The sequence below is a fragment of the Methylomonas aurea genome, from assembly GCF_024505045.1.
In the GTDB taxonomy this organism is placed as follows: domain Bacteria; phylum Pseudomonadota; class Gammaproteobacteria; order Methylococcales; family Methylomonadaceae; genus Methylomonas; species Methylomonas aurea.
Genome location: NZ_JANIBM010000037.1, coordinates 1 through 25,112 on the forward strand (window position 1 = coordinate 1; position 25,112 = coordinate 25,112).

Annotated in this window: 19 protein-coding genes; 14 read left to right on the forward strand and 5 right to left on the reverse strand. The window is 58.0% G+C overall.

The window, feature by feature from the left end:
* From NP603_RS18635 to NP603_RS18650, 4 genes are all read right to left on the reverse strand, one after another.
* On the reverse strand, nt 1-5,553 hold a 5,553-nt coding region (locus tag NP603_RS18635; RefSeq protein ID WP_256612361.1), incomplete at its 3' end, for a type I polyketide synthase.
* A gap of 699 nt (nt 5,554-6,252) precedes the next feature.
* The gene (locus NP603_RS18640; protein WP_256612362.1) at nt 6,253-7,632 is read right to left on the reverse strand and encodes an amino acid permease; all 1,380 of its coding nucleotides are present in this window, start codon (nt 7,630-7,632) and stop codon (nt 6,253-6,255) included.
* Nucleotides 7,633-7,654: 22 nt separating this feature from the next.
* Nucleotides 7,655-8,464 carry a bestrophin-like domain gene (locus tag NP603_RS18645; RefSeq protein ID WP_256612363.1) on the reverse strand — a complete coding sequence of 270 codons (810 nt, stop codon included), beginning with the start codon at nt 8,462-8,464 and terminating at the stop codon, nt 7,655-7,657.
* A 98-nt stretch (nt 8,465-8,562) separates the two neighbouring features.
* Entirely contained in the window at nt 8,563-8,970 is a 408-nt protein-coding gene (locus NP603_RS18650; RefSeq protein ID WP_256612364.1) for a DUF2750 domain-containing protein, read from the reverse strand.
* 425 nt (nt 8,971-9,395) lie between these two features.
* On the opposite strand from NP603_RS18650, the gene NP603_RS18655 reads away from it, so the two are divergent.
* The 6 genes from NP603_RS18655 (at nt 9,396) to NP603_RS18680 (ending at nt 13,282) form a co-directional block, all read left to right on the forward strand.
* A complete protein-coding gene (locus NP603_RS18655) occupies nt 9,396-9,602 on the forward strand; it encodes a hypothetical protein (RefSeq protein ID WP_256612365.1) in 207 nt (68 codons plus the stop codon).
* Between the two features lie 517 nt (nt 9,603-10,119).
* Entirely contained in the window at nt 10,120-10,692 is a 573-nt protein-coding gene (locus NP603_RS18660) for a hypothetical protein (RefSeq protein ID WP_256612366.1), read from the forward strand.
* Nucleotides 10,693-10,737: 45 nt separating this feature from the next.
* Complete coding sequence (locus tag NP603_RS18665) at nt 10,738-11,349, forward strand: hypothetical protein (protein ID WP_256612367.1); 612 nt, start codon at nt 10,738-10,740, stop codon at nt 11,347-11,349.
* Between the two features lie 241 nt (nt 11,350-11,590).
* On the forward strand, nt 11,591-12,277 hold the full coding sequence (locus NP603_RS18670) for a hypothetical protein (RefSeq protein ID WP_256612368.1): 687 nt from the start codon (nt 11,591-11,593) through the stop codon (nt 12,275-12,277).
* Nucleotides 12,278-12,308: 31 nt separating this feature from the next.
* Nucleotides 12,309-12,689, forward strand: a complete 381-nt coding sequence (locus tag NP603_RS18675) for a hypothetical protein (RefSeq protein WP_256612369.1) — start codon at nt 12,309-12,311, stop codon at nt 12,687-12,689.
* 335 nt (nt 12,690-13,024) lie between these two features.
* Nucleotides 13,025-13,282, forward strand: a complete 258-nt coding sequence (locus NP603_RS18680; protein WP_256612370.1) for a hypothetical protein — start codon at nt 13,025-13,027, stop codon at nt 13,280-13,282.
* Nucleotides 13,283-13,375: 93 nt separating this feature from the next.
* On the opposite strand, the gene NP603_RS18685 is transcribed toward NP603_RS18680, so the two are convergent.
* A complete protein-coding gene (locus NP603_RS18685) occupies nt 13,376-13,909 on the reverse strand; it encodes an SRPBCC family protein (RefSeq protein ID WP_256612371.1) in 534 nt (177 codons plus the stop codon).
* Between the two features lie 328 nt (nt 13,910-14,237).
* Between NP603_RS18685 and NP603_RS18690 the strand changes: the two genes are divergently transcribed.
* The 8 genes from NP603_RS18690 to NP603_RS18725 all read left to right on the forward strand — a co-directional run bounded on the left by NP603_RS18690 (nt 14,238) and on the right by NP603_RS18725 (nt 25,098).
* Nucleotides 14,238-14,894, forward strand: a complete 657-nt coding sequence (locus NP603_RS18690) for a hypothetical protein (protein WP_256612372.1) — start codon at nt 14,238-14,240, stop codon at nt 14,892-14,894.
* Nucleotides 14,895-15,049: 155 nt separating this feature from the next.
* Entirely contained in the window at nt 15,050-15,826 is a 777-nt protein-coding gene (locus NP603_RS18695) for a hypothetical protein (RefSeq protein ID WP_256612373.1), read from the forward strand.
* Between the two features lie 126 nt (nt 15,827-15,952).
* The gene (locus NP603_RS18700; protein WP_256612374.1) at nt 15,953-16,465 is read left to right on the forward strand and encodes a hypothetical protein; all 513 of its coding nucleotides are present in this window, start codon (nt 15,953-15,955) and stop codon (nt 16,463-16,465) included.
* Between the two features lie 108 nt (nt 16,466-16,573).
* The gene (locus NP603_RS18705) at nt 16,574-17,089 is read left to right on the forward strand and encodes a hypothetical protein (RefSeq protein WP_256612375.1); all 516 of its coding nucleotides are present in this window, start codon (nt 16,574-16,576) and stop codon (nt 17,087-17,089) included.
* A gap of 661 nt (nt 17,090-17,750) precedes the next feature.
* Nucleotides 17,751-18,416: a Crp/Fnr family transcriptional regulator gene (locus NP603_RS18710; protein WP_256612377.1), complete on the forward strand. Its 666-nt coding sequence runs from the start codon at nt 17,751-17,753 to the stop codon at nt 18,414-18,416.
* 209 nt (nt 18,417-18,625) lie between these two features.
* Nucleotides 18,626-22,027 carry a FecR domain-containing protein gene (locus NP603_RS18715; RefSeq protein WP_256612379.1) on the forward strand — a complete coding sequence of 1,134 codons (3,402 nt, stop codon included), beginning with the start codon at nt 18,626-18,628 and terminating at the stop codon, nt 22,025-22,027.
* 41 nt (nt 22,028-22,068) lie between these two features.
* Entirely contained in the window at nt 22,069-22,539 is a 471-nt protein-coding gene (locus NP603_RS18720; RefSeq protein WP_256612380.1) for a hypothetical protein, read from the forward strand.
* A 384-nt stretch (nt 22,540-22,923) separates the two neighbouring features.
* Nucleotides 22,924-25,098: a CHASE2 domain-containing protein gene (locus NP603_RS18725; RefSeq protein ID WP_256612381.1), complete on the forward strand. Its 2,175-nt coding sequence runs from the start codon at nt 22,924-22,926 to the stop codon at nt 25,096-25,098.
* Nucleotides 25,099-25,112: the final 14 nt, after the last annotated feature.

Sequence of the window (25,112 nt, forward strand, 5' to 3'; positions counted from 1 at the left end):
CAACGGCGTTGCCCGGCGCAAAGCCGGAGCCGCTGCCGGCGCCGGACTGGGGCTGGATGCCGGCACGGCAGGTGCCGGTTGCGACGGCGAAGGGACGCCGCCGCGCAACAAGCCGAGTTGGTCTTGCACCAGGCGGTTGAACGCATCCAGTTGCCGCTCCAGCAAACCGTGCCAGTCGCCTGGCGCGGCGGCGCCGGGTGCGGCAAACGGCGATGGCGCCTGTTCCGATTCGGCCGGCGCCGGTAATGCCGCTACGGCGGCCGGCTCGGCGTCGAGTTTCGGGCTGGCGGCGGCAATCGCCGGCGCCAGCGTGTCGATGCTGGACAGCTCGGCAAACAAGCGCGCCATACCGATGTCGACCGCATAACGTTCGCTGACCAGGCGCAACAGTTCGGTCAACACTAGCGAGTCGGCGCCCAATTCCAGAAAGCTGCGCCGGTTGTCCAGTTCACCGGCCGGGCGTTTCAGCAACAGGCCGAGCTGGCGTTGCAACCAGCTAGCGACCGAGATAGTGGCAGCGGCCGACTCTGTCTCGGCACCGGCCGGCAAAGTAGCGCCCTGCTCCGCCAGCCAGGCGGCCAGCGCCTGCAGGCTGCGCAAGTCTTCGAATAAACTGTGAATCGCAACTTGCACACCGAAACGGCCCTGCACCTGACGCAGAAACTCCACCAGTACCAGCGAGTCGGCGCCCAGTTCCAGGAACGAGCGGTTGGGGTCGATGTCATCGGTTGCGCATTTCAGCAACGGGGCTAGTAAACGGGCAAGTTCGCCGGTCGTGGTGGTGGCGGTCGCGGTCGTCATGGGTGTCCTGGTGGTAGGTTGGAGCCAAAAACGGCTGGGTTGAAACGGATAGCCGGGCAAATCGAGCTGGTCGAAGGTTTCGCCGGCCCAAGCGGCGCCGAAATCGACGCGGTAACCGGCGCGCCACAGCTCGGCCAGGGCCGAATTCAGCGCCAGCCAGTCCGGGCGCTGCGCATCCAGGCTGGCGACTACGGCCGGCGCCGGGTCGAAGCGACGCAGCATCGCGGCCAATGCCGGTTGCGCGCCGATCTCCAAAAACGTTCCGACACCTAACGCCTCGGCGGCGGCGATACATTCTCTAAAGCGTACCGGTTGGCGCAGATGTTCGACCCAATAGTCGGCGTCGAAGCGCGCTACCGGCGCCGCGTGCAGGTTGCCGATCACCGGCAGTCGCGGCGGCTGCCACGCCACCTGATTGGCGACGGCGCGGAATTCTTCGAGTATCGGTTCCATGTCGGCGCTGTGAAAAGCGCGCTTGACCTTCAACGGCAGCACGGCGATACCCGCAGCCTTGGCGCGTTCGGCCAGCGCTTCCAGCGCCGGCAGCGGACCGGAAACCGTGACCTGGGCCGGGCCGTTGTCGGCTGCCAGCGCCAACGCCGGATCGGCGGCGATCAGTTCCAGAGCGGCGGCCTTGCCGGTCAGCATCGCCAGCATGCCGCCGCGGTCGGAACAGCGCTGCATCAGTTGGGCGCGCAATACCACCAGGCGCAAGGCATCGGCCAGCGACATCGCGCCGGCAAAGCAGGCGGCGACGTATTCGCCCAGACTGTGGCCGACCGCGACGGCCGGCGCCAGGCCGCAGCTTTCGAAATAGCGCGCCAGCGCATAGCCGACCACGAACAACGCCGGTTGCGCGGTCGCGGTTTCGGCGAGACGCTCGTGATCCAGCGCATCCGGGCCGTACAACAACGGCGCCACCGGCGCCATTCCGGCGCCGCTCAATAACAGATCGCATTGGTCGACCGTGGCCCGGAACACCGGCGCATGCGCGTACAATCCGCGGGCCATGCCGGCATATTGGCTGCCCTGACCGGTGAACAGGAAGGCCAGCGGTTTCGGCGTGCCGACGACGGCGGCCGGCCCAGCCTGACCGCTTTGCGCCAGCCGGGCCAGGCCGGCCAGCAATTCGCCGCTGTCGGCGGCATGCAACACGCTGCGGTAAGGCAAGCCGCTGCGGCCGCGGTTGGCCTGATAACACAGGCTGGCCCAGCGCTCGGCGCCGGCTTGCAGAAAATCCAGGTACGACGCGGCCAACACTGCCAAATCGGCCGGCCGCTCTGCGGACAACAACAAGGCGTAATGCGAACGCTGCGGCCGCTTAACGGCGGCAACGGCCGATTCCGCCCGGCGCAGCACGACGTGGGCGTTGCTGCCGCCGAAGCCCATCGATGTCACGCCGATGTGGCGCAACGGCTGTTCTGCAGCGAAACGGCGCAGTTCGGTATTGACCGCCAACACCTTGGCATCGAAGCGGATGTGCGGATTCAGCGCACTGAATCCGGCCAGCGGCGGTACGGCATTGTGTTGCAGGCACAACACGGCCTTGATCAGGCCGGCAATACCGGCCGCGGCCTCGAGATGGCCGATGTTGGCCTTGACCGAACCGATCAGGCAGGGCCGCTCGCGGCCGGCGCCGACCACCTCGGCCAGGGCGCCGGCTTCGATCGGATCGCCCAACGCGGTGCCGGTACCGTGCGCTTCCAGATAATCGACCGTACTCGGCTCCAGTTTGGCGGCAGCATAAGCCCGGCGTAACAAGGCGCGTTGAGCGACGCCGTTCGGCGCGGTCAGGCCGAAGCTGTGGCCGTCCTGGTTGATCGCGCTGCCAGCGATGTACGCCAGCACCCGATTGCCGCGCGCGGCCGCCAGCGTTTCCCGGCGCAACACCACCAGCCCGACGCCTTCGCCGCGCACGTAACCGTCGGCTGCGGCGTCGAAACTGTGGCAGGCAGCCGTAGCCGACAACATGCCGGCCTTGCCCAGGGCGCGAGTCAAGGCCGGATTCAGCATCAAATTGACGCCGCCGACCAGAGCGGTGTCGCATTCGCCGGCCAGCAGGCTTTGGCAGGCCAGGTGCACCGCCACCAACGACGACGAACAGGCCGTATCTACTGCTAAGCTGGGGCCACGCAAGTCCAGAAAATAAGAAAGCCGGTTGGCGGCGATACTGGCGGCGGTACCGGTGCCGGCGTGGCCGTCCAGGCTGCTGTCGCTGCGCCAGGCCAATTGCCCGTACTCCGAACCGCTGATGCCGATGAACACGCCGGTAGCGGAGCCGGCCAATTCCTCGCGGGAAATGCCGGCCTGTTCCAGCGCGGTCCAGGCCGCGGTCAGCAGCAAGCGCTGCTGCGGATCGAGAAGCTCCGCCTCTTTCGGCGAAATATGGAACGGCGCCGGATCGAACAGGTCGATGCCGTCCAGCCAGCCGGCTGCGCCGAGCGCGTCGACATCGTCCACCAAGCCGGCCAGCAAGGCCTTGCGCTCGGCGGGTAGCGGCCGCACCGCGCTGGTGCCGGAGCTCAGTAAATCCCAGAACGCCGCGCTGTCGTCCGCCCCCGGAAAGCGGCAGGCCATGCCGACGATCGCGATGTCGGCACTCGCTTCGGCGCCGGATTCGCTAGCGAGCGTCTCGGCTTCGCCGCGGCACAAATACTCAACGACCCGGTTGATACAGGGATAGTCGAACAATAGATTGGCCGGCAAGCGGCCGTAGCCGAAGGCTTTATCCAGTTCGTCGGTCAGGCGCACGGATAAATTGGAATCCAGACCGAATTCGCCGAACGCGGCATCGCAACCGATTTCGGCCGGCTCCAGACCGGACACTTCAGCTACCCGCTGCCGCAACCAGGCGCGCACCGCCTCGGCGTCGGGCCGGGTTGCGGCGGCGCCGGATTCGGTTGGCGCCAGTTGCCGTTCCAGATTGCGATTGATCCATTGCGCCAACGGCTGCAAGCTGTGTTGCAGAAATCCGCGTTTGGTTGCCGCGCGCTGGATTTTGCCGCTGGTGGTTTTTGGAATCGCACTTTCCCGTAACAGCGCGATGGCGGCGGTTTGCAGCTCGTGGCCGTCGGCGACCGCCTTGCGGATCGCCGCGAACAATTCCTGTGCATGCTGCTCGGCCTTGAAGCGGCGCGAGGTTTCGGCGACGACCACCAGGCGTTCCTCGCCGTCGGCGGTGACGGTGAAGGCCGCGGCGCCGCCCATCTTTAATAACGGGTGGGCCTTGTCCACCGTCCATTCGATATCCTGCGGATACTGGTTTTGGCCGCGAACGATGATGACGTCCTTCAAGCGGCCGGTGATGTAGAGTTGATCGGCGTATAAAAAGCCCAGGTCGCCGGTCCGCATCCAGCGCCGGCCGGAATCGTCGCCGGCCACGCCGGCGTGAAAGGTTGCTTGGGTCTGCTCCGGATTTTGCCAATAGCCCGGCGATACCGCACCGTTACGCACCCAGACTTCGCCGACCCGGTCGGCCGGGCATGGCGTCAAGTTGTCGGGGTCGACGATCAGCAATTCGGTATCGGCAATCGGGTAGCCGCTACCGGCCAGCGACAATGCCGACGGGTCGTCGGCGCTGGCGAATACCAGCCGGTTGCGTTGCAATTCCGCGGCGCGGACCCAGACTTCCGCCGCCGCTGGCCGCTCGTGCCGATGCTGGCCGCTACTCGCGTAATGCAGACCGGTAACGATACAAGCCGCTTCCGCCAATCCCCAACTGGGGCTGAACACGCGGAAATCGAAGCCCGCCGCGGCGAAGCGTTCGGTGAAGGCGCGCATGGTCTGCATCCTGACCGGTTCGGCGCCGTTCAGCGCGTGTTGCCAGCAGCTCAGGTCCAGCCCGGCCAATTGCTCGTCGCCGACGCCGTGCAGGCACAGGTCGAAGGCGAAGTTCGGCCCCATGGTGTGGGTGATGCCGAAGCGGCTGATCGCTTCCAGCCAGCGCGCCGGCCGTTGCACGAAGGCGGCGTTGGGCAGAATGTAACAGGCCATGCCGCAATAGACCGGCGTCAACAGGCCGTATATCAGGCCCAGGTCGTGAAACGGCGGCAGCCAGGTCAACAGCCGGGACTCGGCGCTGTGAAACCCGCTCCGGTCGAAGTAGTGCATGTTGCATATCAGGTTGGCGTGGGTCAGGATCACGCCCTTCGGCAACGAGGTCGAACCCGAGGTGTATTGCAGGAAGGCGATATCGTCGGCTGCGACTTCCGGCTTACGCCAGGCGGCGGCCAGCCCGGCATCCAAGGTATCGGTCGCCAGCCAGCGCATCGCCGCAAACTCGGGCAGGCTGCCGAAATGTTCTTCCGCTTTTTCCTTGACCGCCTGCGTCGTCAACACCGCCACCGGTTGCGCCGAACGGGCAATTTCCAGGACTTTTTCCAGGGTTTGCCGCATCCGCGATTGGCGCGGCGGCGGTAACGGGATCGCGATGTTCTTGGCGTAGACGCAACCGAAGTAAGAGGTAATGAATTCGATACCCGGCAAATACAACAACATGACCCGCTCGCCCTCGGCAGCGATGCCTTGCAAAGCCGCGGCCACGGTTTTCGCCTTCCAGGACACGTCTCGAAACGACAGAGTTTCCGCCACGTCTTCGCCGTCGCGCAGGTAGTGGTAGATCTGAAAATCGGGTTGGGTTTCGGCACGGTATTCCAGCAAACCCAATAAATCGGCAACCGGCGCCGCTGCTGCGGCGGAATCGGCATTTTTTTGCTCGGCTCCGAGCACGGATGCAATTGAATCGCTAGTCACGGGTTTCACTCTTTAAGGCTCTCTTCGTTTCGAATCGGGGTTGTTTGCTGTGCAAATTCAGCGTTAGCCGATGCAGCGTTACGATATTTTTTTTGGAACTTTGAATCAGTAACGGACTTATCCGAAAAAACGTGAAATTTTTCACAGACATATCCGAAAACGGCATAAGCAGGCAGCACGAATGAGCCACTGCCGGGAGCCGGTCCGATGTGCGCCACCGGCTACTATTTGCGGACGCTGCCTGCAGTGTTGCCGTTACGCGCGATTAGTTTCCGTACTGCGCCCGGCGTCGTCAGGCTAGAGGCCGTAGTCATGGGATAAAAGCCGCCACAGCGCCACGACATCGCGGCACGTTCCGTAAAATTGGCAACTATTTCCCGCATGTTTCCGGTTTTTTCAGGATCTTGTGGGCACCTTATGCGATTAATGCGATAAAGAATAAGGGAGGTATGTTACGGCTCAGTTAAACGTGGAAATAAATCGGCGCCGTAGTGTGGCCGCAAGGCGGTGGCCGAGTCTGCGATGACGTTTGGGAAAGTTAAGCTACGGTCCTAGCCCCCGGTTTCGCTGGTTCCCAAGGTCCTTCATGGAAACCCTGACTTTGCTGAGACCGGTATGCTTTCCCATTTACGCGCTACCGCGTAAGCCGGCGCGTGGGAACGAGGGAAAGCGTGGCGGCTGGGGTTGGTTACAGCAGATTTAAGAGCGGCGGCGTTGGGCGGCAATCCAGTAAACCAGGCCGCCCAATGCATTCCAGATCAGGAAATAGGCTTGCGTTTGCCGCGGCAGGCTGACGAACAAATAGCCGCAGCCCAGAATGGCGAGCGGGCCGGTCAGCCAGGGCAACGGCGCGCGAAAGCGGCCCGGCTGCGGCGGACGTTGCCGGCGGGCGATCAGCATGCTGGCGGCGACCGCGCTAAACGCCAGCAAGGTTCCGGCATTGGCCAATGCCGCGATCTCCGCCAACGGAAACTTGCCGGCGATAGCGCCGACCAGCAACGCGGTAAAGGCCGTGGCGCCGGCCGGCGTGCCGCGCCGGGAAATTTTGGCCAGCGCGGCGGGTAACAGGCCGTCTCGCGCCAGCGCATAGAAAATCCGGCTCTGGCCGTAAAAAAACGCCAGGATCACAGTCGGCAATGCCACAACGGCGGACAAACCCAAAAACCGCGCAGCCAGCGGCTGGCCCAGTTCGCGCAACACCAAGGCCAACGGCTCCGGACTCGCGGCAAACCGTTCGTAACTCAACGCCCCCAAGGCGGCCAATGCCACGGCAATATAAATCGCTACGCAGACCAACATCGAACCGACGATACCCACCGCCAAATCCCGCTCCGGATCGTGGGCTTCCTCGGCTGCGGTGGCGATCGCATCAAAGCCGTAAAAGGCGAAAAAGATGATGGCCGCAGCGACCATTACGCCGCGTTCGACGCCGTCGGCGCCGGTTTGTTTGGCAAAACCGAACGGCATGAAGGGTTGCAGATTGGCCGGGTCGAAGTCTGGCGCCGCCAATACGACGAACAACAGCAAGGCGACCAGTTTCAAGCCCACCAGCAGTGCGTTGAAGGTTGCGCTTTCCCGGGTGCCGTAGATCAGCGCCGCTGCCACCGCGGCAATGATTGCCACGGCCGGCAGATTGGCGCTGCCGCCGGCGTCCGGACCTTGCATCCAACGCATCGGCAGACCGCAAATCTCGTGCAGCAGCGGCGCGGCGTAACCCGACCAGCCGACCGCGACGGCGCTGACCACCAGCGAATATTCCAGAATCAGGCTCCAGCCCACCAACCAGGCGATCCGCTCGCCGATTACGAGCCGGGCATAGGTGTAAGCGCCGCCGGCGTGCGGCATCGCAGTCGCCATTTCAGCATAAGCCAACGCCGCGCAAGCGCAGACCAGGCCGGCAAACACGAAAGACAAAACCACGGCCGGCCCGGCCTTGCCGGCACCGACACCGATCAAAGTCAGGATGCCGGTGCCGACAATGGCGCCGACGCCGAGCGCGATCAGATGGAACCAGTGTAGGCTGGGCGCCAGTCGCTCGGGCCTGGCGCTAGCGGACGTATCGGACTCGTGCGGTTTCATCAGCTTTACCTCGAAAAACCGGTCACTCGCGACCGGAATTGCCAACCGGTTCGCGCATAGCGGCCTGCAAACCGGCCAGGCTATCCTGGCTGACCCGAATCAAGCCGCGGTGCGGCCGGTCCAGATCGACGATGATGAACACCAGTACCACGATCAAGCCGACCATGGCGTGGGTGACGAAAGAGGCCCGGTGCCCGGCCAGGCCGGTGGCGTAGCCGACCACGGCGCCGGTCATCAGGAAAGTCATGTACAACAACAGCAGCACAAACTCCGGTACGTGCCGGTTCATTTCGGCGTCGCGCTTGCCGAAGTTGTCGATCAAGTCGTTCAACGCCGGAATGAACAGGCCGGTCGTCACCGGGCTCGGTGCGGCGGCGTTAGCCTGGCGCGCATAGTCCCATAACTTTGCCTGCATCCGCCCGGCTTCGGCATTCAAGGCGGCGCGCTCGGCGTGTTCGGTCAAATCGACGTTACCGGTTCGCACCCGCAAATCGACGTACTTGCGCAGTAGCGCCAGAGTCTGCGTCCGCTGCGGCTCTGCCAACAGTTGCGCGCGCAAATAGGCGGTGCCGATTGCGTTGGCCTCGTCGACTACGGCCTCGCTGCGGCTGTCGTAACGCTGCAGAGACAAGGAAAAGGTAAAGCCCAGCAATAGCGCCAGGATGCCGAGCAACGACGCCGAAGTCGCATTGACGTGGGCTTTGAAGTCGTCGCCGACCGTCGGCATGATGCGCAGGCCCAAGCGGTAACCGATCTCTATCGCCAGCAACATCGACAAAAACAGCAACAGCGCGATCAGCAGGCTGTTGACGTCGTACATAAGTTCTTGCATAAGCCCAAACCCGAATTGGCCGAAAGCCGTATTTTTACAGGTTTGGCATTATCCGTTCACGCTTTTGCCGGCAAACCGGGCTAACGGCGCGCGCTGGGTCAGTCGCCAACCGTGTAATCGCGCGACTCCATCATGTTTTCCAGCATGCCAAACAGGCGCTCCGGCGCGATCAGACAACCCGGGGCCGGACCGCGCGGCATGATTTCCAGCGTCACGTCCTGGCCGGCCGCACGATTTAGGGTCTGGTAGGTGAAGTAGTCCACCGATTCCGGAACCGGCTGCAGGCCCTCCCAATCGCCGTTGGCGGCAGCCTCGGCAAAGATTTTATAAGGCCAGACCGGCAGCGTTTCCCGGCCAGCCACGTCGCGTAGCACCGGTTGCCCGGCGTCTTTCAGACACCAAACTTCGTCGGTCTCGAACACGCGGTACAAAAAATACTCCAGCAATTCTTCGTCGGACATATCGGGGACAGCGGCAATTTCATCTTGATGGGGCTGATAGCGCATGGCAATGTTCCTCAGTGGCGGATGGAAAGCATCCAGCAAAAACCGCACCACGCCACGCCGCCCGGATTGCGCGGGCCGGTGGGCAGCGGCAAGCGACAAAACCCAGTAGTTTTGTCGGGTATGCGACACGCCGATCCCACCGATCGAGCCAGGCAACCGCGCATGGCGGCGGCTTTTGGCTCCGCGCGCCGACGCCCCGGCAAGCCGCGAATTTCCGGCGTTGCAGCGGCGAAATGGCCGCTCCGCTACAGCCACTCACTGCGCTTCGGCCTCAAATATGGCATGAGGATTGCTCGGTCAAACTAGAGCCCGAGAACGGCCAGACTTTCATTTTCCAGTTTAAATTCAATGAATTACTACTGCGAAAACGGTAGCCGGCCGCTCGAGCCGATCCTGACAAAATTATCTTTTACGAGGTACAGACCATGGCCGAGTTTTACGTCGAAATCAACGCCCAAGCAAACGGAGATCACCTGGTTCACAACGCGGCTTGTTCGCAGCTGCCGGCCAAAGACGGCATTCGCTATTTAGGTTCCATCGCCAGTTGCGCCAGCGCGGTCAAAAAAGCCGCCGAATCGTTCCGCCAAGTTAACGGTTGTCCGCAGTGCGCCACGTCCTGTCACATCGCTTGACCGTTCGCTTTATAGCCGATTTTCAGCATAAGGAGGGGGTCAGGTCTACAAATATAGCAAAACCTTTCAAGGATGCTTAATTGCTAGACCTGACCCCGTTTTGTGTTCTTAATTGCTAGACCTGACCCCGTTTTGTGTTTTGGTTACGCCAAAAATCGCTATCGCGGCTTGGCCAAAAACGCTGCCCGTTTGACCTTCCTGACCGCGATTGCCAACGTGCTGCGCGGTGATGCATATGAACGTCGCAGCCTCATTGCGTCTGAAATTTGAAAATGGGCCCGGAAAAGGGCTTGTTTTCGAGAAAATCCGGCTGTTTTGATGAAAAAACGGTCGATTATTGAAATCTTTGACCCATCTTAGAAATTGCTGTCGTTCAAAACGGCAGTTTTTCAGAGGTTCCTAAGGACAAGTTTGTTCGAAGTAGCGATTTGCGAAAATTGGCTAACGCCGATGATCAGCAGTAATATATTCGGCTAAAACCACAACCCTACCGGCAACCAATTTTAGAGACTAACAGATGGCACGAAGGGAAGCTTATGCCCGCCCACGTGACCACCACGCTCGGCATCAATCCGGATTCGCCAGCCTGCCTCACTGGCAAAACCTGAATCCAATCGTTATCGGCTTAACTTCGAGAAAGGTCGGCGGCAACCTGGGCGACATCAACCTGATCCAGGATACCTTCCACAGCCAGTTTACCGACCACCTGGATACCAGCGCCGTCGCTACCCTGCCGTACATGCAGGCCTGTCCTGAGCGGAGTCGAAGGGGCGCGAGACAAGTCCGCAGCCTGCGCGAAGCGGCCAGCGTCAGCACCACCTTGGCGGGCCTGCTCAGCCAATTCGCTTGTGCCGGTTGCGCCAACCAGCAAGCCCTGCTCGATCAAATCCTCGACGCCTGGAGCGACACCAGCACCCTGGCCGCCACCTATGGCGGCCACAGCCTGACCATCAACATCCAGGACGTCGCTACCGGCAGCGCGGCCTACACCGCCTGGGCCGACGAGCTGACCATCCTGGAACACTTCAACGGCCGTACTTTCAATGCCGTACCGGCAGTGAATGATGAGGCTTGGAGATTGGCGGCATGAAAAGCCCAATAAAATATAACCTGACCCTGCTTATGAGTGAAACAAATGAATAATGACAGAAAACTGTTGAGCAACTTTTTTTTAAGATGGAATCCAATCACGTTGTTAAATAATGCAAGAAAAGATTATTTGGCAGCATGGCGAAACTATAGTGCGATTTTTGGCAATCGCGTAATCGTTGTCGGTTTAGGCGCCATGTTTGCTCTGATAGTTTTATGCGTCGATTTGAATGACTATTTATTTAATCCGCCGTTAACTCTTGAGCAAATGAATAAAGATACAGGTAGAGTGATAGGTGTTGACAGTATCAGAAAACAGCCTGCATATTCTATCTTGTTGGACGTTGATGGCCGTCAAGAAAGATTTAGAGTTAACTTTGGCGATTCTCGCGTAAAAAAATCAAACAAAGATGATTTATTTTGGTTGGCAGGAAAAAATATAACCATCTTGTCACAAAGGAAGTTTGATATTTTTTTTTGGAATAGCCATGTATATGAAATATTTCTTGATGGAAAACCTCTGTTTAACGATTACGCAGAGATATACCAGCGCCGCGTAAGCAGTAGGAATAATTCAAAAATATCAATACCGATAGAAATGCTCATTGGCTTTGGTCCATTAATGTACGTTTGGTTTACATATAGAAACAAAAAATAAGGCAAGGAAATAATTATGACTAACAAATTACCCATAGAATTTGCCGAAGTGCTCCATGAAATCATGGAAACCGGCACGATTCCAACATCCACTGCGGACGCTCTTAATAATGCCTTAGGGAACCTCTGATTAATTCAGTTTTTCATGAAAAACCGATGTGCAACCCATTGATTCAACTGGCAGCCGAATTCGAGATAGAGAATTAATCAGAGGTTCCTTAGGTTCGGATTCGATTAGCAGGATGAAAGGTCTGCTGGGGTTTATAGGCGTTGCCGATACTATGTTATCGGTTATGAATAGAAGTGTTCCTTATGTAGGAACGACAGCTGAAATCGGCGAGGTACTATTAACTTTACACTCGGCGGCTACTCAATTAGAAACAGACCATTATGTTTCTGATGCCACTGTGCTGGATTTGGCTGCTTCCAGTTCTGCATTAATCGCCGCCGGTGCCCTTGTGGTTGGCGCTGCGGCAACACCCGCCGTTCTGGCAACAGCGATTGGCGGAGTTTTGGTTTCGGCTGTGTTGACTACTATTCCACTAGTAAACAATTCGTTTAATACAAGCCATGTTGCATGGGATGCTTATCAATCGTTAGCCAGTGAGGCGCGTGACTTATTCAACGGGATAAACCAAGTCAATACTGCGGCAAGCTTATTGCCGGATATTATGTTGGCAGCTTATCAACAAGGGGTTTTGTCTCCACTAATGACACAAATTGAACAGTACGGTGATCATTTTTATGAAGTATTGGATGAGCTTAGTAAGTTGTATGATCGTCAAGTGGAACTCAGTGTAGGCCAAAACCCAAATCTGCCTGGGTCACTGTTCGATTTCTTATCGTCGGCTATAGCAAGCCTTCCGGCTAAATCGTTGACTTTTCTGTTCTCTCATCCAAATTACTTAGTAAGGCGGGGTCAGGTCTAGAAATATAGCAAAACCTTTCAAGGATGCTTAATTGCTAGACCTGACCCCGCTTTGTGTGACCCCGTTTTGTGTCCATCGCACCGATTGCGAGAACAACTTTGATGAAATCAAAAATCAGTGCACCCTGAAGGGCATAAAGGGTTTGGGTGGTTTTGTCACCAAGAAGATCAAGCCCTGCCGCCTAATCGTCCGCATGATTGCGTTGATTTACAACTGGTGGCCGCTGTTTGTCCGCTTGGCAGAACCGGATAAGCACTATGAAGCCATCGTCTCCCGGCCATTACTGTTGCATGGCGTCGGCAAACAAACTACGCATGCTGCGCAAAAGACACTCACCATTACCAGCACCCACGCTAGAGCCGCTACTGTGCACGCCGCTTACCGCCGGGTTTGTCAGTTTTTGATGAGCTAAAAGCCATTGCGCCGCAGTTGACGCCCCAGGCCTGTTGGTACCGGCTTCTGAGCGAAGCCATGAAAAAATACCTGAACAGGATGATCTTGAAACCGCCTGAACTGCTCAACTATGGCTAAATGACACCCCCATTTTTCAAAACCAATCGAACAAATACACAAATACCATACTGGAAAGTCTGGCAGTGGCAAGCTCAACTGATTTTTTTAGGGGCCGGGTTAATACGCCGGTTTTCCCGGCAGCCGGCGGCGGGCGCGCCCGATTGGCGGCGGCGCGTGTATTTCGCAGTCAACAGGGCTATACTCAGCTCTCCTAACAACGTAAGGAGATTGAGCATGAAAAAATTGGTTTCAATTCGGGCACTGACCGCCAGGATCAATCGGAAGTTGGCTAAGGAATCGAAGAAATTACTAAAATACCAGCCAAGGTTAAAAAGCGACAATCCGCTGGTCGAATACGCGGTTGTCGATCTGAAAACAAACGCGATCTTGAACTTTCACATGGCCGGCGAAATTCAGGAGTTCGCCAGAGAACTGGGTTGTTTGAGCTTCCTGGAAGAAGTGTCGCTCGAAGCCGACAGTTTGGCGACCTAAAACCAGCCAGACGCGACTAAGCGGAAGCCAGGCTTCCAACCCGACGTGCCCAGGCTCAGGCTTGGGCACTACCGCAAGTTCCCATCCCCCGCATCAGGCGCCAGCTTCAACGATACTTTTGATCGCCGCCAATCCCTGTTCGAATTGGCCGCCGACCATTTTGTCGCAGTTCATCACAACACTCATCGCCTTACCGACCAGATTGTTGCGCCCGGACATGGTCCAGGTCACGACGGTTTCGGCACCAATGCTTTCGAAACTGAATTCGGCAACGTTGCTGGCTTTGAAAGGCTTCAAAAACTCCAGATTAAAGCGGATGAAGCTGTCCGGCCTGCTGTCGACGATGGTCATACTGCCCTGCCCGACCTGGTTGTTGCCCGACCAACGCATTACCGCGCCGACGCCGGCATCCGGGCCTTCGAAACTGTTTCGAGCATTCGGATCCAGCTTGGCCCACGGCGACCAAGCATTCCATTTGCGCAAATCGTTGACCTGGGCGAACACCGCCGAAGCCGGCGCCGCCATCGTTAATGTCCGACTGACGCTAAACGTATCCGGCTGGCGTAAGGCCATAACCGCAAATGCCGCCAGCGCGACGGCGGCCACTATCAGGATCATTTCCAACATGGCAGCTTCCTCCGAGTTTGTATAAGAAAAATAGCGAATTGCGCGGGCTGCTTCCCCGGACCGGTGCCGCTTGCAATTCGACTTGACGATAAATCTGAGCGACCTCAGCTTCTGCAACCAAGCCATAATCGACAGTTTGCCGAAACCTAACGGTGCGGACAAATCCACCGTTAACCAGTGGAATTAGTCACAGCCGGGACCGTCCGCGGCCGATAGATTACTCCCAGCCGTTCAGCCGATCCAGATCAAAAGGATGCCGTTACTAGATTAACCGGGTCCTTTTGCTTGCCGGCCGGCTTACGAAAATCAACATTGCACAGGAGTCGCCATGAAATTTACTTTAGCCCATGTTTTGATCGCCAGCGGCAGCCTGATATGGCCGCTGTCCGGCCAGGCCCAGTCGATACGAGTCGATTACACCGGCACCGTCACCGATATCGGTACTTTGCTGGCCGGGAATGGCGTCGATATCGGTAGCCAGATGACGGGATCGTTTACTTACGATGTCGCTACCGGCGTCGTTAGCCAGTTCAGCCATTCCTTCGCCAACGGCTTTACCGCCAGTCTGGCGACACCGGTTAACCTGTTCGTACAAAACGACCAGCAAAACGGCTCCGCCACGTTAGCGGCGGACGGCTTGATCGTCGGCGGCGCCAGCGTTTCCAACGCCAGTTGGAACGGGCTTGCCAATCCGGCGATGCAATTCGGCTTGCGCCAGGAAAACGCGGCCGGCCAACTCTGGAACGATACGCTGCCGCCGGATTTGTCGGATTGGTCCCTAGTGTCGTTGGCGGCGATCAACGCTCCCGACTGGCGCTGGTTGGACTTTAACGTGCCGAACCTGCCCAGTTTCGCCGACGACCAGATCCGGTTCTCGGTAGCCAGTTACTCGGTCGCAGCCGTGCCGCTGCCGGCCGGGATTTGGCTGTTTTTGTCCGGCGTGATGGCGGCGCTCGGCATCCAAAAACGAAAATCGGTTGCATAAGCTGTTGCATAGGAGTACAGAGACTCGACGGCTCGAATCAGCCGCCAGACAACCGGTGCCGCGGCCCGGACCGAACTCCGGCAACCGCCCGGCCCGAACACTGCGATTCGGCATAGCCCGATCGCCGGTTTAAATTCTTGATGAGGAGAATTGCCATGGTCATAAAAACGTGGATAGTGATTCTGGGCGGTCTGACCGCTGTCGGCCTGTTTGCTCTGATATTCTTCCTGGCGAAGAGTATGGGCATCACCTTCGGCGTCTATGCGGCAGCGATGCTGTTGTTCTACATCCTGGCGGCAACCACGGTTTCCGCCGCGACCGGCTTTTCCGAATTCATGCGCGGCATGTTGGTGGGCAGCAATGCTTCGTTGAACGGGCTGTTGCTACTGGAACTGTTAAGCCAAAGCGGCAATGCCGGCTTGGCCCAGGGAGTGGCGATAGGCTTTTTCGCCTTGAACCTGTTGGCGATTGTCAAATGGATTTCGCAGTTCGAGGTGTACCAGGCGCTGATCGGCTGGTCTAACTGGTGCCTGCCGATGAGTTGGCCCATCGTGCTGCTGGGTTTACTGTTTCTGTTGTTCAGCCTGCTGCTGGCCGCCGTCACCGGCTTTCAAGTGCAGTACCTGAAATTGCAGGGCTTGCGCGTCGATTGGCCGACCGGCACGATTTTCGTCAAGGGCGGACTGGTCAGCAACCTCAACGTCTGGGACACCGCTTTCAACATGGGCAATTTCGCCTTCGTCGACATGAATTCCGGCGATTGGCACATCGCGCACGAATCCGGCCATTCGCTAAATCTGGGTGCATTCGGCTTTATTTTCCATTTACTTGGCGCGGTCGACGAGTGGGTATTCCGCCAAGGCGACGCCTATTCCGAACGTCTGGCCGACAGCAATGCCGGCGCCGGCAACAACATACCGATGTGGGCCTGAACGAACCGGATCGCTTGGCGTATTCGGCAACGGCATACCGGCCGCGCCGGTATGTCGCTTCTCACAGCTTGGGTTAAGCGCGATTTTAGGGCAGACTGTCGCATCCTCTTAGACCGGACGACGCCGATGCCTGTATTCATAGCCAGCAGCCTGATCCTGACCACACTGATCGAAACCCAAAACCCGGTCTTGCCGTTGCTGAATCTGGACGCGGTATGGATGTCCGCAGCCGCAATCGCGGCGCTTTTTCTGTTGGGCGGCTGTCTGAAACGCCTCAGCGGCGCGATCTGGCACGACGGTTTCGCCTGCGCTTGCCTGTGGGCCTGGTACGGTTACTGGAAACCGCTGTTCAGCGAGGGCTCGCCGCAATTCAGCGTGTTTCCGGTGTATTTCGCGCTGCTCGCGGCCTGGATGTTATTCGGCTTTATCAACCGCAGCCCCCGCTTCGATTGGGAATCGCAGGAAACCTTCCGCTATTTCGAGACTTACCTGTCGCGCGCCACGCCGTGCACACTGGCCGCACTGGTACTGGTTTGCCTGGCGCTGCCGGAACATTATCTGTCGTTTCCGCTAGCGATGACCTTCTTCGTCATCCGTAGCGCATTCCAACGCTGTATCGAAATCATCGACCGCCTTTGAGCTTCCGAGGCCATGAATAGTGGTACTCCAGCACGATCAGCCGGCGGCACTGCGGCAAATTAGCCGGCCGCGCTATAATCCGCCGAAAACAGCCAGCAGGAGAAAATCATGGCGGAATCCGGCCCGAACGCCACCATCATCGTTACCATAATCACCGTGATCGGCTCGGTCGCGGTCGCGGTGATCAGCAATTGGGATAAAATTTTCCCCAAACCGCAAGTCTCGCCGCCGCCGGTAATGGCAGTCGCACCGGAGCCGACCGCCAATGCATCCCCTCCCCCCAGCGGCAAGATCCAAGTCGCCCCGCCGGTGCCGATCATCGATATCAGCGGCACTTGGTACAACCCCGCCGCACCGGCCAACGGCTCGCGCATCGTTCAGCAAAATTCCGGTTTTCAATTCAGCAGTTGGGGCATGCTGCCGCAAGGCATAGGCTACGAGTCCAAGGGCAGCGGGACTGTCATCGCCCAGAACATTAGCTACAACTATGTCGCCCAATACCAAAATGGCTGGACCTCGCAGGGCAATTGCAGCGGCACCGTCAGCAGCGACGGCAGCCAGATCAGCGCGACCTGCAGCGACAACGTCTTGGGAACCTTCGTTTCCGCCGGCATCAAGCAGTAAATTCCGCATACGGGCCGCTAAGCGCCGGAAACCGCGGAGCCAAAAAGCCTCGCCAATAATTGAGGCTTAACAGCGACGCAAATTAACGGTTAAACGGGAGTTGCCGCATACCTTCTCCAACGCCGCTGGCGGCGACGCCGCTTAGCTGAACTTGAATTTGGGGTATTTACCGACCTGCTATTTCAAACGCACGTTGAGATATCCTTCGGCCTGCCAGACATATTCACCGAGGAATTTTAGGTTGTTTGATTGCCGCCTGGACTGTAGGCCGATCTCCGCCGCTCGACCGCGAATCGAAGTTTACTCAGCAATTCCGGGCTCCGCCGTTAGTTTACAGGAATAAAAAAATGCGCTCCGCGACTTGATTCGCTGGGTATATGTGAAATACTTCACAGCAGCAAATACCTTTGCGCCGTTCCGGGCTGACTGGGATTGGTCGAGTAAATCTGATTTTGCCGCGCAAGCGCATAGTTGAAAAATGCAATGGACAATCGCCGTACCGGCCGCGTGCCACTGCGCGATGGTTTGCCGAAATAAAGCCGGCGAACCGGTCGACTTCACGTAATCCGGCACCCGATGCGCGGACCAGGACCGGTTGGCCCCAAATGGCGCCAACAGTGCCACCGACAATAATTAAAAATAGTGTTTACCGAACGCCGCCATGCAATCAGAAGTTCTCGCCTGTCTCCATAAAATCCCGTTTTTGGCCGGCATGCCGGAGGAAGCGCTCGCCGCGCTGGCCTCGCGCGCCAAGGTCGTCAAATTCGCCAAAAAAGCCCTGATCATCTCCGAGGGCGACGATACCAGTTCGATGTACATCGTGCTGGCCGGCAAAGTCCGGGTATTCAGCAGCAACGACAAAGACAAGGAAGTGACCTTATTAATCCAAGAAGCCGGCTCCTACTTCGGCGAACTGGCTCTGCTCAGCAACGAGCCGCGTTCCGCCGGCGTCGAGGCCATGGACAAGACGGTTTGCGGCGTGATTGGCAAGGCCGACTTCATCCACTGGCTGAAACAATACCCGGACGCTGCGATCGAGCTGCTTGGGGTGTTGGCGGAAAAGGTGCGGGCGCTGACTGAGAAAGTCAAACAGATGGCGCTGTCCAACGTCTACGAACGCACCATCAAAATTCTGCAGGACATGGCCGACAAGGAAGGCGACATCTACGTGATCCACAACCGCCCGACCCAGCAGGAACTGGCGACCATGGTCGGTTCGTCGCGGGAGATGATCAACAAGGTGATGAAGGAATTGACCAAGGGCGGCTACGTCAGCGTCGACGATAAAACCTTGCGCATTCTGCACACCCCGCCAGCATCCTGGTAGACGGCAAACCCGCCGATTCGACGCGTCTTTTCGCGGCCCGAAACGGCGCCGGAAGCACACAACCACGGTCGCAGCGAGTTAATTATTACCTTGATAACGTGACCACTTCGGCTATATTGCAAAGAAAACGCCACCCTGGAGAAGTAATGCGTTGTCTTGTGATTTGGCTCATGGTTTTATTTTCGCCGCTGTGTTTGGGAGAAACGGAGGTGACGACAGCATGCGGCCAAACGGCATCAGCCACCTTAGTCTCGCTGCAAGGCAGCCTTTATTTCGACCCAGACGGCCACGGCCGCTGGCATGCGGCGCAATTGAACCAAGCGCTTTGCGAGGGCAGTCGCGTCCGGGTCGAAGCGGATAGCCGCGCCACGTTATTGCTGCCTAGCGGCATTACGCTGCGCTTGAGCGGCGGCTCCGTCTTGTCGCTGAATGAGATCGGCCGGCAAAATCCGACGCTGCTGGATCTGGTCAAAGGCTTCGTCCACTTCATCAGCCGCACGCCAAAGCAATTGCAGATCACGACGCCGGTGGCGAACGCCGGCCCCGAGGGCACCGAGTTCGCGCTGCAAGCCGATGCGACCAGCGCCTCGTTGTGGGTCTACGAAGGCGGCGTGCGTTTTTTCAATACCCAGGGCGAAATTCGCCTGCACCCCGGCGAATCCGGACAAACCTTACTCGGCCAAGCGCCCAGAGCGCAGATAGACATCAAGCCGCGCGATGCGGTGAGTTGGGCTCTGTACTATCCGCCCTTGCTGAATTATTCGGAGCAGGCCCAAGCCGCCGATCCCGAGTTGCGTGCCGCGATAACCGAATTTCACCGCGGCCGCACCGATCTGGCTCTGACGGCCTTGTCCGCCCTGCCGCCGGAGCGGCAATCGTTGCAGTATCTTAAAGTCCGCGGCGCGATGCGGCTCAGCGTCGGCCAAACCGACGCGGCATTGCAGGACATTCGAGCGTTGTTGGCCGCCAACCCGCACGATGCCGACGCCTTGGCCTTGCATTCGATTCTGGCCTTGAGCCAAAACCGCAAGGCGGAAGCCGAAGCGCTGGCCGCGGAAGCGGTCGCCGCCGACGGCGGATCGGCCGCGGCCCATTCTGCTTTGTCTTACGCCCGACAAGGCCGCTTCGATCTGGAACAGGCGCTGGCGTCCGCCGAGCGTGCCGCGGAACTGGCGCCGCAGGATGCCTTGGTTTGGGCTCGGTTGGCCGAATTGCAACTGGCGCTGGGCCGGCGTCAAGCAAGTCGGGACTCTGCCGACAAGGCCTTTCAGCTCAATCCCGATCTGGAACGCACCCAGACCGTGGCCGGTTTCTCGCAGCTGTTCGATACCGAAATCGACCAAGCCCGCCGCAGTTTCGAAACTGCGATCCGCTTGGATTCCAGCTCGCCGCTGGCCCGGCTGGGTTTGGGACTGGCGAAAATCCGCGGCGGGGACCTGGAACAGGGCCGACAGGAGCTGGAAATCGCTGCGGTGCTCGACCCGGAAAACTCGCTGATCCGCAGCTACCTGGGCAAAGCCTATTACGAAGAACGCCGCGACCGCCTCGCCGCCGACCAGCTCGAACTGGCCAAGGAACGCGACCCGAACGATCCAACCCCGTATTTTTACGACGCCATCCGCAAGCAAACCACCAACCGGCCAATCGAGGCGTTGGCGGATATGCAGCAAGCGGTCGAACTCAACGACAAACGCGGGGTTTACCGCTCCAAGTTGCTGCTGGACGAAGATGCGGCCGCCCGCACCGCGAATCTGGCCAGAATTTATAACGACCTTGGGTTTGGCAGAGTAGCGTTGAAGCAAGCCTGGAATGCGCTGGGCTACAATTCGGCCGATCCGACCGCACACCGATTCCTGGCGGACGCTTACCAGGGCCTGCCCGGCCAGCGAGTAGCCAGAGCCAGCGAGTTGTTGCAAGCCCAATTGCTGCAGCCGATCAACATCACCCCGGTGCAACCGCAGCTGACTAACGAAAACATCGGCATTCTTAATAACACCGGTCCCGGCAGCCTATCGGTCAACGAATACGATCCGCTGTACACCGCCAACGGTGCGCATATCGTCCTGAACGGCGCCTACGGTAGCCGCGACACCAAAACCGACAGCGCCATCGTTTCCGGCGTTTACAACAATCTGTCGATGAGCCTGGGCCAATTCCATTACCAAACCGACGGCTTTCGCCAAAACGACGACTACCAGCAAAACATCTACGATGCGTTTGCCCAATATGCTTTTTCTTCGGACTTCAATATGCAGGTGGAGCTGAAGTCGGAGAACCTGAGAACCGGCGACTTACCTACCCGGCTTAATGGCGTACACGACGCCGATCTACGCCAGACCATCAAGCAGAACACCGCCAGACTCGGAGGTCATTACAAAATCGATTCAGAACAAGACGTGATCGGCTCTTTCTTTTATACATCACGAAGAGACGTTATACATAACAACACCGTGAGATATGATAAGTTCGATCCGTTTTTCGATAATATGGATATATTGAGGCTTGGCAATGAGAATCGGGGACACCAAACAGAATTGCAATATATTTATCATCCTGACTCGTTTGAGTTAATCTTCGGCGTTGGCCATCTGGAAATGGAGAATAGAGAGCGCATAAACAACACGAATATATTTATCAATCCTCCACCCAGTCCACTCATCGATATCACGAACACAACCAGCCAAACCCACCACTTCAATAGCTATCTATATACAAAAAAATACCTACCTGGAAATGTCACCACCACGGTTGGCCTAAGTTTCGATTATTTGGACAATGATCTAACAGACTTTAATGGCGGCATCTTTTTTGATGACGGTTCCTCTATCATTAAAACCCAAAATCCAAAGTTAGCCAAACGACAGCAACTCAATCCCAAATTCGGTATTTCCTGGAGCCCATTCCAAAATTTAACCTTGCGGGGAGCGGTGTTCAAAACCTTGACCCGACGCTTGGCGGCCAATCAAACCATCGAACCTACTCAAATCGCCGGCTTCAACCAATTTTTTGACGACAATTATCACGCCCGCGCTTGGCGTTATGGTGTTGGTTTGGATTATCGTCCGACCCAGACCCTATTTGCCGGCGGTGAGTTGAGTTGGCGAGACAGCCGGCAACCACTGGGCAATGTCTCCAATCCACTGGACAGAAATGAACTGGGACACTTGGCTTATCTGTACTGGGCGCCGCTGGAATGGTTGGCTTTACGCGCTGAATACCGCTTCGATAAACATAACCGCTCATTCGCTCTCGGCCATGGCGACGATATTTTTCCGCAAAGCGTGGCAACTCACCAAGTGCCATTAGCGGTGAATTTCTTTCATCCTTCCGGGGTTTACACTAGATTTACCGGAACTTACGTCAACCAGCAGGTTGCAAATGTAGCCAATTCGCTGGAAAATCCGCTATCTTATCGGAGCGAGAATTTCTGGACTTTCGACACTTCAGTGGGATACCGGTTTCCGAAACGATTCGGCACTATTAATTTTGAAGTTCGAAATTTATTCGACAATAAATTTAATTACCAAAGCACTTTTGATGGCAGCGGCCCGCAACTCAGCCCTTACATTCCTGAGCGGCAATTATTCGTAAAACTAAGCCTGTTTTACTAATAAATAAAGTTTAGGATTTTATTAAAATGCAGGAGAAAATAATGACTATAAATAAAATCAACAAGATTCCTCTTACTCTGCTATTCGTCGGAATATTCGGCACGGGCTGCCAAATAATCGATTCAACAAACGAAACCTTCGTAAAAAATAATGTCGGCTTGAGTAACGGCATAGACTTCGACTCGACCGAATTGGTCGTAATCGACCCCGAAACCGGCGAGCAACTGACGGCCTGTTTACAACCGAGCGAAACGAAAGACCGGCCGGCGGCAGCAAAAACCGAAGCCAATAAACAAGCCTGCCAAGTCGAATTGTTTGTGGACGGTAACAATCCGGCTATTCGAACAGCCATCGAGTTAAGTAAACGTCCGATAGAAGGCCAAATTAGAAGAGACGGCCAGCAGAAGCCAGCACGGTTCGTCACCACCTTGACTGCTCTGTACAAGGGCTCCAACTGTTACACTGTAACATCTGGTGGAACCCAATATGAATTCTGCGGCAGACGCCGATAACTGGTTAAATCGAACAATGCGGCAGGAATTAGCCCGCCGCACTTCAACTGACGTTAAAGCCATGAAGCGCCGAAAGCTTTAAACATCGCTCTAATTTATTTGACCATGTAACGTTTGGAAGGACTGGAATCAGATTTCATTGAGCACGTTTTCAGCCAACCAAGTCCATGTGTCCATCTGATCGCGTGGCTTTTCCGACTTTCGCTTCCGACGGGCAACTATTTCAGATATTTTTCGGCACGGCTTCGAATGAGCTCAATGTACTGCTATTTTTACATGGTAACGAATGGCTTATAAACCATTCCCAGGCCGCTAAAACATTCGTATAAAAAATCGGCTCCTTAGCTTAGCTACCGACACCCCCGAAGCAAAACCACTATCGCGATGCTCCAGCGCCTAATCCGGCCGTTAATAATCGCTGCAATTGCCGGCTCGATTGCTGGTGCCGTAACTAACGCGGCCAATCTGGAACTCCCCAGCCAAGACGCCCTATTCCGCCTGCGCGGGCCGCTGCCGGCGCCGGAGCAGGTGGCCATCGTTGCGATGGACGAAGCGTCGGAGAACCAGCTCGGCGTCGGCCAGGACCTGACGCGCTGGCGTGCGTTCCATGCCCGCTTGATTCAGCAATTGCAGCAGCAAGGGGTAAAGCTGGTCGTGTTCGATCTGCAATTCATCGCCGCCAACCCGGCGGTCGATCCGGCTCTGGCCGGCGCGATGCGGGCAGCCGGCAACGTGCTGATCGGCGAATGCGTGCAGAAATTCCGCCGCGGCAGCGCCGATTTCTTCGGCCGCGAGGAATGCTCGGAAACCAACAAACAAACCGCCGTCGCGCTGGAAGGCAACGCCGACGCGGAATTGCCGGAGCAATTGGTGGCGATGCGCCAAATCCGGGCGACGCCGGCGATTGCCGCCGCGGCGTTGGACAGCGCACCGTTTTATCTGGCCAACGACGCCGAGGACGCCAAAGTGCGCGAAGTCTGGACCTTCTTCGACGCCCTGGCCGACGCGCCCAGCCTGCCGGTATTGGCCTGGTCTTACACCCGGCAACCGGCAACCGCTTTCGCCGACAGCGGCCAATCCGGCTCGGCCTGGCTGACCGAGCGGCGCCGGGACTGCCTGGCCGCCGAAGATCGCCCGGCACCGACCGGCCTGGGCGCCGATTTCGACAAACTGCTGTGCGACGGCGACAGCCGCTACCTGAATTATTACGGCCCGCCGAAAACGCTGCGCATGGAGTCTTACGTCGACGTCTATTCCGGCAAAATCGGCGATCTACGCGACAAAGTGGTGTTCGTCGGCCGCGCCAACCGCCAATTTTCGCCGGGCAAAACCGATTTTTTCCCGACACCGTTCTCCGACTCGCACACCGGCAAAATGGCCGGCGTCGAGATCATGGCCACCCAGTTCGCCAACCTGAGCCAAGGCGCATTCATCGAAATCCCGATGCCGTTTTGGGCCGTTTCCGGCCTGTTCGGCCTGGCCGTCGCCGGATTGCTGAACAGCCGGCGCAAGCGCCGCGGTCTGCTGGCCAGCGCCTTGTTGGCCGCCGGCTATGCCGGCTTTGCCTTCTATGCCTTTACCGCGTTGCGCTGGTGGTTACCGCTAGCCGGACCGTTATTGGTGCAATTACCGTTGTCGTGGCTGCTGGCATTGGCCTGGTCGCGTTACGATCTGCTCTGCGAACGCAAGCGTCTGTTGCACTTCGTGCGCCAAGTGTTTCCGCAATGGGCCACGTTCTTGCCGGCGGCGCCCGGCGCCTGGGAGGCCGAACGGCATTTGCCGCCGGCCCGGCCGGAACGGGACGTCAGCGGCCTGTGCCTGGCCACCGACATCGCCGGTTACACGGCAATCGCCGCCCAACATTCGCCGCGGGAAATGTGGCAGTTGCTCAATGCCTATTACCAGGTACTGGGCCATCCGGTGATGTCCCACCAGGGCATGATTGCCGACGTCACCGGCGATGCGATGATGGCGATTTGGTGCGAACTGCCGCCGGCCAAACAAAAGCTGTGCGCCTGCCTGGCGGCGCTGGATATGGCCGCCGCCGTGGCCGCGTTCAATCAAGCCTCGCCGCTGGCGCCGCTAGCGACCCGCATCGGCCTGCACGAAGGCGACTTGACCTTGGGCCGATTGGAAGCCGGCCGGACCAGCCATTACCGCGCTATCGGCGACACGGTCAACACCGCGTCGCGGATTCAAGGCGTCAATACGCCGTTGGGAACGAGGATACTGGCGACGGCCGGCATCGCCGCCGATCTGGAAGGCATCGTTAGCCGCCCGGTCGGCAGCTTCCGCGTGGTCGGCCGCGCCGAGCCGGTGGAATTGGTGGAAATCGTCGGCCGCGGCGAGGCCAAACCGAATCCGGCACATAGCCGCTTTGCAGAAGGCCTTGCCGCGTTTCGCTCCGGCGACTGGGCCGAGGCGGCGCGGAGCTTGCAAGCCGCGCTGCAACTCGATGCCGATGACGGCCCCAGCCGGTTTTACCTGCACAAAGCCCTGGAGTTTCGGCAAAACCCACCCGAGCGCTGGGATGGCGTGGTGGTATTGGACGCTAAATGAACTCCACCCGGCGT